General features: G+C 44.0%; 12 protein-coding genes. 4 read left to right on the top strand and 8 right to left on the bottom strand.

Translation table 11 applies throughout. From position 1 onward, the window contains the following. Positions 1 to 236: 236 nt before the first annotated feature. The 5 genes from RMO79_RS16155 to RMO79_RS16175 all read right to left on the bottom strand — a co-directional run bounded on the left by RMO79_RS16155 (position 237) and on the right by RMO79_RS16175 (position 4843). Positions 237 to 1412, bottom strand: coding sequence for a TRC40/GET3/ArsA family transport-energizing ATPase (locus RMO79_RS16155; RefSeq protein ID WP_310484201.1), 1176 nt, complete (start codon positions 1410 to 1412; stop codon positions 237 to 239). A gap of 121 nt (positions 1413 to 1533) precedes the next feature. Continuing rightward, positions 1534 to 2082 (bottom strand): HD domain-containing protein, encoded by a 549-nt coding sequence (locus RMO79_RS16160; protein ID WP_310484202.1) that lies wholly within the window; start codon positions 2080 to 2082, stop codon positions 1534 to 1536. Between the two features lie 22 nt (positions 2083 to 2104). After that, entirely contained in the window at positions 2105 to 2986 is an 882-nt protein-coding gene (locus RMO79_RS16165) for a metal ABC transporter permease (RefSeq protein WP_310484203.1), read from the bottom strand. Between the two features lie 60 nt (positions 2987 to 3046). Beyond that, complete coding sequence (locus RMO79_RS16170) at positions 3047 to 3814, bottom strand: metal ABC transporter ATP-binding protein (RefSeq protein WP_396136612.1); 768 nt, start codon at positions 3812 to 3814, stop codon at positions 3047 to 3049. A 54-nt stretch (positions 3815 to 3868) separates the two neighbouring features. Further along, positions 3869 to 4843, bottom strand: coding sequence for a metal ABC transporter substrate-binding protein (locus RMO79_RS16175; protein WP_310484204.1), 975 nt, complete (start codon positions 4841 to 4843; stop codon positions 3869 to 3871). A gap of 184 nt (positions 4844 to 5027) precedes the next feature. Between RMO79_RS16175 and ispE the strand changes: the two genes are divergently transcribed. From ispE to RMO79_RS16195, 4 genes are all read left to right on the top strand, one after another. Continuing rightward, the gene (gene ispE, locus RMO79_RS16180) at positions 5028 to 5993 is read left to right on the top strand and encodes a 4-(cytidine 5'-diphospho)-2-C-methyl-D-erythritol kinase (RefSeq protein ID WP_310484205.1); all 966 of its coding nucleotides are present in this window, start codon (positions 5028 to 5030) and stop codon (positions 5991 to 5993) included. A 66-nt stretch (positions 5994 to 6059) separates the two neighbouring features. After that, positions 6060 to 6365: a DUF3082 domain-containing protein gene (locus RMO79_RS16185; protein ID WP_310484206.1), complete on the top strand. Its 306-nt coding sequence runs from the start codon at positions 6060 to 6062 to the stop codon at positions 6363 to 6365. A gap of 311 nt (positions 6366 to 6676) precedes the next feature. Continuing rightward, on the top strand, positions 6677 to 7078 hold the full coding sequence (locus RMO79_RS16190; protein WP_310484207.1) for a fasciclin domain-containing protein: 402 nt from the start codon (positions 6677 to 6679) through the stop codon (positions 7076 to 7078). A gap of 254 nt (positions 7079 to 7332) precedes the next feature. After that, positions 7333 to 7821, top strand: a complete 489-nt coding sequence (locus tag RMO79_RS16195; RefSeq protein ID WP_310484208.1) for a hypothetical protein — start codon at positions 7333 to 7335, stop codon at positions 7819 to 7821. Here the strand turns inward: RMO79_RS16195 and RMO79_RS16200 are convergent. From RMO79_RS16200 to RMO79_RS16210, 3 genes are all read right to left on the bottom strand, one after another. Further along, complete coding sequence (locus tag RMO79_RS16200; protein ID WP_310484209.1) at positions 7818 to 8258, bottom strand: J domain-containing protein; 441 nt, start codon at positions 8256 to 8258, stop codon at positions 7818 to 7820. The genes RMO79_RS16195 and RMO79_RS16200 overlap by 4 nt on opposite strands. 180 nt (positions 8259 to 8438) lie before the next feature. Further along, the gene (locus RMO79_RS16205; RefSeq protein ID WP_310484210.1) at positions 8439 to 9797 is read right to left on the bottom strand and encodes an O-antigen ligase family protein; all 1359 of its coding nucleotides are present in this window, start codon (positions 9795 to 9797) and stop codon (positions 8439 to 8441) included. Continuing rightward, a complete protein-coding gene (locus RMO79_RS16210; RefSeq protein WP_310484212.1) occupies positions 9790 to 10527 on the bottom strand; it encodes an O-antigen ligase family protein in 738 nt (245 codons plus the stop codon). The genes RMO79_RS16205 and RMO79_RS16210 overlap by 8 nt, the downstream gene beginning before the upstream one ends. Positions 10528 to 10760: the final 233 nt, after the last annotated feature.

Below are 10760 nucleotides of genomic sequence, written 5' to 3' on the forward strand. Positions count from 1 at the left end.
AAACTGCCAGCGATGGCAGTAGGAAGTCCGTAGTGACAAATGGAAAACACGTTGAGTAGCCGAATGAAGTGAAAGTTTCATGTTCGGTTTCGGATAGGAGGGGCGGAGTGGTAACACTCCCCTCGACCTTACCCCCACAAAGCTCGCGCCCAAGAACGCACTTTTCTCGCCCCGCTCCCCCCTCCCCGCTTTCAAAAAATCTAGTATGTGATTTAAATGTCTGACAGCTTACCCTCTCAAGCAAATTTAATTTTGAGATAATCCTCATCCATCTTCGCACCAGTCGGTTGGAGTGCCGCTAGAGCCTGTGGTAGCACCATATTCCGACGGTGGTTGCCAATCCGGATATTCAATTCATCGCCAGTTTTATTGAGTTGAATTTGATCTTTGGCGATTCCGGGTAGATACAGTTCTAAACTGTAGAGACTATTTCCTTCTTGCACGATTCTCGTCGTCGTTTCTTTATAGTAAACCTGACTGGGATCTTCATCAGCATAGAGAGTTTCTTTCAAGCGATCCAATGCTTCGAGACCGCACAATTCTTCGGTATACAGAGGTACCTCTTTGACAGGCAATGGATGGAAATTTTCGTGAATTTCGAGGCGATACTTTTCTTGATTTTCCTTCCAAGTTTTAAAGAATGGATCGGTAACGGTTTCAGGAATAATGCGGTTAGCAATAACCAAATCTGTAGACACATTATACAGACTCAAATAAGCATGAGCGCGGAGCGACTCTTTAATTACCATCTTTTCTGGATTAGTAACTAACCGTACCGAAGATACAGTATTGTCCATCAAAATCTTCTGTAACGCCTCGATTTGCTCGTAAAATTCATAAGGTGCGTCCATTACTTCCTTATTCGGCAACGAGAAACCCGCGATCGGTCTGAAGAATGGCTCTACTAAAGGTCTGAGCGCAACAGAAACCGCCTGTAACGGCTTATAAAACTTCCGCATGTACCATCCACCAACTTCAGGCAAACTCAGCAGTCTCAGGGCAGTCCCAGTCGGTGCAGAGTCAATAATCAGCACATCATAAATACCTTCATCAAAGTGTCGCTTCATTCGCACCAGTCCGAAGATCTCATCCATCCCTGGTAGAATCGCTAGCTCCTCAGCTTGTACCCCTTCCATCCCTCGCGCTTGCAATACATCGGTGATATAGTGTTTTACAGCACCCCAGTTACCTTCTAACTCCTTGAGTGCATCCAGTTCCGCACCCCACAAATTGGGACGAACTTCACGCGGATCGTGTCCCATTTCCATATCGAAGCTATCTGCTAGCGAGTGAGCGGGATCGGTACTCAGCACGAGCGTACGATGTCCTAGTTCTGCACATCGCAATCCAGTTGCCGCCGCGACAGAGGTTTTACCTACGCCACCTTTACCAGTCATTAAAATTAAACGCATGTTCTCTATGTTTTGTCCGAGTAATCTCTAGGCGCAGCCTCTGTGGTGAGAACATCGCTAATATCGATCTTAGCGGTTTTTGCTCTGTCGAGCTACGTTTGGGGATCGCTAGAAATCGGTTTTAAATTATCAAGACAAGACTCCGCGCGAGTCTCGAATCGCCGCTCGTGGCAATTTCTTCAAATTTATCTTCCAAACAGCCAAATACATCCCAGTAATCTTTACCGAGCATCTGGGCAACTTTGCCAATTACTCGATGTTCGAGTTCGCGATTGCGTTTGCCTTTCCACAAATTATCGGCAAGCGCGACAACTAGTTCTTCAAAACTACATTCTAGTTGTTGCCATTGTCCGTGCGATCTACAGCAGCGCGCAATTTTCGGATCGATATCTTGCGATAGTAGTAGAGTCTCGCCTGCGGCTTCATGTCGATTACCTTTCTCGACAAGTTCTGAAGGATGCAATATTTTACCAGTATCATGGAAAGCTACACCCAATCTAATCCAATCTAAGTCGAATCCAAGATCGAGCTGTTGAAACTGTAAAATTAGTATTTCGGCTGCTTCGCCAACTAATTTTACGTGCTGAATTAAATGGAGTGGCGCGCTCAATTCTTGAAGCAATCGATAAGCATCTCGGACAGATTTAAAAGTGTTCAATTGCTGTTCCATTTGTCAACGTTCGATCGCTAGATTATTTGTCTAAATGTTGACTGTCTGCAACTGCAACCGATCTGGAATTCCGCGATTTGGCTAACAAGCCGTGTTTGGGTGCAAAAATCATGGCTACGATAAATAATAGAGTCTGTAAAACAACAATACAGCCGCCTGTCGAGCCGTCGATATGATAACTGATATACGTACCGATGACGCTGGAAAATATCCCCGAAGCCATCGCAATTAACGTCATCGTGTCGAATCTATCGCTTAATAGATAGGCAGTTGCACCTGGTGTAACTAACATTGCAACGACGAGAATAATCCCGACGGTTTGGAGTGCGGCGACGGCAGTAAGAGAGAGTAATGATAATAAGACGTAATATAGAAAAGTGGTATTTAAGCCGATCGATCGAGCGTGGGTCGAATCGAAGCAAAATAAAATTAAATCCTTACGTAAAATTGCTAGGGTTCCCAGCGTAATGACACTAATGACGATAGTTTGAATAATATCATCATTAGAAATACCCAGTACATTACCAAATAAAATATGGGTGAGATCGATCTCACTTTTTACTTTAGAAATTAATACCAATCCTAAAGCAAAGAAGCCAGTAAACACCAGCCCAATCACGGTATCTTCTTTAATTCTCGTCTTTGACTTGACAAATCCGATCGCGATTACCGAACCCACCCCAAATGCAAACGCGCCTACTGCTAGCGGAATATTCAGAATGTAAGCAATTACCACCCCAGGCATGACTGCATGAGAAACCGCGTCACCCATTAACGCCCAACCTTTCAAAGTCATGTAGCAAGAAAGAGCCGAACAAACAGCTCCAACTAAGGCACTGACTAAGATTGCCTTCACCATAAACTCGTGCTGTAAAGGTGCGGCAAACCATTGAATTATATCCATAATTAGTTAATAGCTGATGCTTTATAATAGGACTCTAAATTATTAATGAACTGACTAGTCTTAGCGATCTTCTCGCGCTAAAAAACTCTTTGTTAGTGATAAATCGCTAATCGATCCACCAAATGTTCGAGATAGATTTTCCTCTGTAAATACATCAGAGGTATTACCGTAAGCCAGAATTGTCCGGTTGATTAATACCACTTGGTCACAAAAAGTTTTAATCGAAGCTAGATCGTGGGTAGAAATCAAAATTGTGTATCCCTTCTGACGCAACTCCATTAAGAGATTAATCATCATCTTCTCGGTTTTGATATCCACTCCAGCAAACGGTTCATCTAAAAGTAATACTGTGCTTTCTTGCGCCAATGCTCGTGCAAAAAAAGTCCGCTTCTTTTGTCCTCCTGATAGCTCACCAATTTGGCGATCTTGCATTTGCCACATTTCTACTCGCTCTAGACTTTCTCTCACAACACTTTTATCGTGAGCTTTTGGGATTCGGAGTAAATTCATATAGCCATAACGCCCCATCATCACCACATCATGAACATTAACTGGAAAATTCCAATCTACTTCTTCTGACTGAGGTACATAGGCAACTATGTTCTGCTTTTGAACCTGACGAATTGGTAATTTATTAATTAAGATTCGCCCACTAGCAGGCTTGACAAATCCCATAATTGCCTTGAATAATGTTGATTTTCCAGCACCATTCATTCCAATCAAACCACAAATTGTGCCTGGTTTAAGTTGTAATGAGGCACTTTGTAAGGCAACTTTACCATGATATGCAACTGTTACATTTTCAACATCAATACTAATTTCGCTCATAGTTTTAAAAATTTATATATAATTTCATTCCCTAATTTACCAACTTATCTATCATTACTTGTTTTGCAAGCCTTCGATTAAAGTATTGACATTATATTCTAATAGTTTAAGATAAGTTGATGCGGGGCCATCGGCAGGAGATAATGAGTCAACATAAAACACTCCAGCAAACTTAGCACCCGATTCTTTGGCTACCTGAAGCTGTGCTTTGTTGTTGACAGTACTCTCACAAAATACAGCCGGAACCTTGTTTTCTTTGACAATATTAATTACTTTTTCAACTTGTTTTGGGGTGGCTTGTTGTTCGGCGTTAACTGCCCACAGATATACTTCTTTTAATCCATAATCACGGGCAATGTAAGAAAAGGCACCTTCACAACTGACGATGTAGCGTTTGTCAGGTGGTACAGCGGCAATTGCTGTTTTGAGTTTGAGATCGATCGATCTAATTTGTTCGCTGTATGCTTTAGCATTAGTATCATAGGTTGCCGCATTAGGTGGATCGAGTTTGCTCAATGCTTTACGAATATTTTCAACGTAAATTAAAGCATTTTGCGGCGACATCCAAGCATGAGGATTGGGTTTACCTTTATAGCTATCTTCGGAAATACTCACGGGTGTGAACCCGTCGCTCAATGTGATGTGTGGCACCTTTGGTAAACTATTGTAGAATCGATCGGCCCACCGTTCTAGGTTTAAACCATTTTCCAAAATTAGACTGGCTTTTTGTCCCCGCGCTAAGTCACTGGGTGTAACCTGATAGCCGTGAATTTCAGCCCCTGGTTTGGTAATCGATTCGACAATTACCTTATCACCAGCAACATTACGCGCCATGTCTGCTAGCACTGTAAACGTGGCAAGAACGACTTTTTTATCTGTCCGAGCGGGAGTCGTAGCGGTAGGATTGGATGGTAGTTGACTTTGCTGAGTAGTCTGCACGCACCCACACAACGAAACTCCGAGTAAAAGAGCGATCGGCACAGCACGAGCATACTTCAATAGAACCCAGGCTCGATTCGATTTAAACATATTATCATAATTTTCTCATTATTACTAAAATATAGCATGAAGTAATCGAAAATGAAAAAATTATGAGGATCGATCCAGCAGAGTGACAGATCGACTGAAAAGCAGGCAGGGCGAGAACTATAGACAAATCGCCAGAACAAAGATAGGGTAAGAAAGCTGTGGTATTTTCCTGCCAGAATTAGAAATGAAATCTTATACCCTAATCGCTCCAGCTAAAATCAACCTTCATTTAGAAATCTTAGGAATTAGACCCGATAATTATCACGAGCTGGTGATGATTATGCAGGCAGTAGATTTAGCCGATCGCATCGAAATTAGATCTATTAGCACTGATAATATTATCCTGCATTGCGGACATCCTAATGTACCGCTCGATCGGACGAATTTAGCCTATCGTGCAGCGGAATTAATGCAGCACGAATTTCCCCAAGCATTTCTAGAATATGGCGGAGTCGAAATTACCTTACACAAACATATCCCGATCGCGGCAGGATTAGCAGGCGGATCGGGCAATGCGGCGGCTGTCTTAGTGGGAATCGATTTATTATGGGAATTAGGACTCACCCAAAGCGACTTGCAAAAATTGGGGGCAAGGTTGGGTGCTGACGTGCCGTTTTGTATTTCTGGCGGCACAGCAATTGCCACGGGTAGAGGGGATGTCATCTCGCCCCTAACTAGCCTAGAAGGGATTTATGTGGTGCTGGGTAAATATCAAAGCTTAGAGGTATCGACACCGTGGGCATATACTACCTATCGACAAGAATTTGGGCATGAATACGCTCAGTCGCCTGCTAGTTTAGCCGTTGGCGTAGCCTCTCAGAATGAGAATCGATCTCATCACGTCCACTCTGGAGATCTCGTCCGGGCGATCGTCGCTGGCGATCCTGTTAAAATTGGATCGTTGTTATATAACGATTTAGAAAAAGCAGTATTACCAGCTTATCCATTAGTAAGCCAGTTACGGACAGAGTTCCAGCGTCATCCTAATTTAGGCACGATGATGTCTGGTTCTGGCCCGACGGTATTTAGTCTAGCAGCCTCCCGATCGCAAGCCGATACCCTCTATCATCAAGTTCGCGCCGCTATCCCCGATCCCGATTTAGAATTATTTGTCACTCAGTTTTGCGATCGTGGCGTGCATGTGGTTTAAGAAAGGGGAAAGGTAAAATATCAATCTAACAAGGTTATTTTAGAAATCGTTCGATCGAATATTTTTATGACTCAAACTAATCCAACTGAAACTACGCTACCCAGTCCACTGCGGTGCTTGACTGGGGCGTTAATTGCTGGCACGATGTCGATCGCCATGTATGCGATGACTAGCAGAATTGCGACAACTTTTGCAACCAAACCAATGGTTCAAAAGACAAATATGGCGGTAAATATTGCCACTGCGGTACGCACGCTTGTCGTGGGTTCGACAGCATTGGGTACTGCGGTATGTGGGATTATTGCGATCGGACTAATCGGTTTGGCAATTCAGGTTGCATTTAGTAAACCGAGATCGGATGCTAAATCGTAGTTGCCATCCCCATTATCCGATCCGAATCGACTCAAGATCGTGGTTTATTGCCGATCTGCCAATAAATTCACGAAATTTACCTATGACATCTCTCTAAAGATAGAGAGATATTTTTAGTTTCGATCGAACAAATATTTAATCGGATGTGACACGTTATACATTAATCTTTGAATTTTAACTATTTACTCAATTTATAATTAAAATGTCGCCGTTTTTACATCTATTCTCAATTAATTTAGATTCTAATGTCCCTTTTTGTTAAAAGTGCGTTACATTGACGAGGTATACACTAAATCGAGTAGGTAATTATCATGGCTGATATAGTTGATACTGCCGTCAGTGCAGGTTCTTTTACGACCCTTGTTGCTGCCGTTAAAGCTGCTGGATTAGTAGACACACTAAAAGGTGCAGGGCCTTTTACAGTGTTTGCACCCACAGATGAAGCATTTGCAAAACTACCCGCTGGTACTGTCGAAGCATTACTTAAAGACATTCCCAAACTCACCAAAATCCTGACCTATCATGTCGTGTCAGGGAAGGTAATGGCGGCTGATGTTGTCAAACTAAAATCTGCTAAAACAGTTGAAGGTTCGGAAGTAAAAATTGATGCATCTAGCGGTGTCAAAATTAATGATTCTAAAGTTGTAACTCCAGATGTTGCTGCTGATAATGGTGTAATTCACATTATCGATACAGTCTTACTACCTGCATAGATTGTAAAATTCAACCGGGAATAATGGGAAGTGTAGTTTTCAAAAACTATGCTCCCATTTTTTTGATATATTTCCTTCCCACTCAAGCAATAGACATCTGTAATTCACTATTCACTATTCACTATCCACCACCTTACTAAATGCCTAAGTTGTCACTGGGAAGGGAGTGTTTTTAAGCGAATTTAAAAATATCTTCAGCCAATCTGAATCATTTGGAGATCGGGCTGGGTACGCTATAGAGGTAGCAATAGCATGTGAATTTCATGGCATACTGGCTGACAATCGAACGCGAACATGGCTCAATCGCCCCACTACCGACGACAATGGATGTTCGATCGGAAGGATTGGTTTACGGCACCACAGTACCCCAATTACTAAACCAACTCGATCGGATTACTAAAGATTTGGGTGTTAAAAAATTAAATAACTTTATCTATAAAGATACGAAAGGCTATCGAATGCTACTCCAGGAAGCCGAAGGCGAAGGTAATGCGGTGCTCGCTTCAGCAATGCGTGCTGAAATTGCCGTTCTTGCCACCCAAACCCGCTGGCATGAGCCGAGCGCAGCCCGTCAAACTATCCACAGCTTAAAGGAGTTTTTAGCTGCCAATCCCGCAATTTTACCCGGTCGAGATCCGCAAGATACTGCTAAGTGGACGCTCTGGGATCTGGAGGCTTACGATTGCATTTTGGACGATCTCGAATGTCGAGGTTTAAAGTTTGCTTTTGTCGAGCGTAATTAACTTATTACTAATTCTCCCCTGATAATGCCGATCGCGATTGCTAATACCAGACAGCCGATGAAGGTAACCGCTAACATAAATACCGCAAAAATTTCGCCGCCAGATAGGGGTCGATCGTTCGGGTCGAGATATGCTGAAGAGCGATAATTATTCGGACGGGGTGCGAATGTGTGAAAGTTGGGGGGAGGTTGAGCTACGAAGAACCGGGAGTAGCCGATCTCTAAATCGTAAGCCGATCGACGTTCGGGATGGCTGATGGCGGCGTAGGCTTCGTTCAAGGCTTGAAATTTGACCGTGGCAATGGCGGTAGCTAAGATCGTGGTGTCGGGATGATATTTTTTACTTAATTCCCGATAAGCACGACGAATTTCGATCGGATCTGCACTTGGATACACGCCTAAAATTTCGTAGTAAGTTTGCTGCTGTTTACTATTCACGAGGGGATAGGCTTTAGGTTTTAGGTTTTAGGTTTTAGTGTAGGTTGGGTTGAAGAATGAAACCCAACACACTCAACCAGAATTTCTTTCCTCTTAGACGACATAAACGTCGGATCGCTGTTTCAACGGAGATTCCAGTTCGCACAATCCAAAATAGTCCGAGGATTAATTTAATGATATTTATCTGCGAGCGATCGAGAGTTCGGACTGATAAACTAACCCATAAATACTCGACAGTAATAACCAAGCTAGCGTATTTAAACGCAGATCTGGCAGGGTTACATCCGTCATGTTAAACATGATAAACCCTCCAAACGCCAGAAGAAAGGTAAAATAGATGGTACGGGAATTTCGCCAGTCGATCGGAAAATCTAGAAATAGGATCGTGCCGCGCGCGATTACCCAACCGACGATCGCCACTAATCCGATCGTTGCGGGAATGCCGAGGCTAGATGATAGCATTAGCAAAATGTTGTGTGGTTGACCGATCCAAATGCCGCTGTAAGCTTGATATAGCTGACCGAAACTCTGCATTCCCCACCCAGTAATCGGGCGTTCTTGGGTGAGTTTCCAGGCAAATTTAAACTGAGCCATCCGCGTCAGCGCATCGGGACGATTTGGATACATTTCATCGGTAATTCTCGCCCAAAAATAACGGGGGACGATCGCCCGGAGGGGTTCTTTTAATGGCGATGGTGCGTATGCCGAACTCAAAATGACTGCCATCAGCGCAGAAACCAAACCGAGCAACCAATACCAGGACAGATAGACTGCAAATATTAATATACTCGCGATCGCGCCACCCCATGCCGATCGCGAACTCGTGAAAATTAAGGCGACTCCACAAATTAGCAAAAACCCACTCAAGTAGATTAACCTGGGCGATTTCCAGGTTTTCTGGGGATCTTTATGATACGAAGATTGTAGATCGTCATCACCCCGATTTTCCCAAGTATCCACCCATAATCCCAGGGCAATAATAAACACCATTTGCAAGTATTCAGCTAATCCGGTAGCATAGCCGAATAACGATGCCATCCGTCCGAGGGGATTACCACCAGGATTCAGTCCCCACAAACGAATCGGCGTATCCATTACGGCAATCTCACTACCCCAGCCCAGCCATAACTCACCAAACCCCAGCAGAATAATGGGAATGGCAGATATTAAGAAAATCCCAGCCAACTGGCGTAATTGTGCGGTTGTCTGAATCAGCACGCTATAAGCCGCAAAGAAGCCGAAATGAGGCAACAAATTCGTCAACCCCAACAGCGCATCGCCTGGAGAAACGGCAAATAGCGAAACAAAAATCGACCAGATTGCCCATGCAGCTAATCCCCAATTTAACCGATGGCGGAGAATTTCTGCTCTCGCTCTCGCCCAAGTTAATACTAAGGCAATAAAAATCGGGAACACTGCCAGTGCTGGTAATACTGGAAAAATTAAGAAGCCAATTCTGGCAAACTTCCACGGAACTTGAAGCTGAGGATTGGGATGTTGCCAATTCGAGCCGGGAATCAGGGCAAAAAAGTTAGGCATCGACAGAGTATATAGGAAGGAGATCGGGACTGGGGAGCGCGTTTAGATCTTTTTCCGCCACACCTCGATAAAAACTAGCGACGATCCCGATTGTCAGCCACCACAAAGTTTGAATATCTGGGCGATACCAAACAGTATCGGTAGCTCCTTGAAAGAGGGCAGCTACCATCGAAACGATCGCCGCCATCAACCAAAAAGCCTGTGGATCTCTGATGGCGCGCAATTGACGCAAACCTTGAATCCCGCAATTAAACGTTACTAGCAGTGCCCAGATCAGACAGGCAAACCCCAGATAACCAATTTCGACGATCGTTTCGAGAAAGATTGAGTAGGCACCTGTGGCACTGAAGCGGGGGCTAGTTTGATAAATAGGATAAACCTTCTTAAATACTCGATCTCCCGGCCCAAAGCCGAATAGGGGTCGATCGTGAATCATTTTACCCACTGCCTTCCAGACTTCCAGCCGGACGTTATTACTGCTATCTTTACTACCGCTAAAAATACTCAACACGCGATCTCGCAACATCGGAATTGCTAACATTATCAGCCCGCCGAGGACAATAATCACGCCCAATGCTAGCGGCAATCCCCAAGATTTCCAAAATTTAGGTAACGTCGGTCGCAACCAATAATAAACTAAAGCAGCAGCAACAAAAGTCCCCACGATCGCGCCAACCCACGCACCACGAGCGTATGTAGCTTGCAAACAGTAAGCATTTGTCACTACCATCACGATCGCGAGTGCTTTTTGAAGCCAACTGCGCCAGATAAAGCAGGCAGCGACACTAAAGGCGATCGCGGGTAAAAGATAGGCGGCTAACTGATTGGAACTGAGGCAATGATGTCGGCAAAATCGATGCTGTTTCCAACGGGTGCTGTCATCGTTAAAAAGAAGATCGATCGGCGATCGCGCGATGAGGCGGGACTGCTATATACTGTCATGATTAAGCAGCAGCTTGATTT

The organism is Chamaesiphon sp. VAR_48_metabat_403 (genome assembly GCF_031422475.1).
In the GTDB taxonomy this organism is placed as follows: Bacteria; Cyanobacteriota; Cyanobacteriia; order Cyanobacteriales; family Chamaesiphonaceae; genus Chamaesiphon.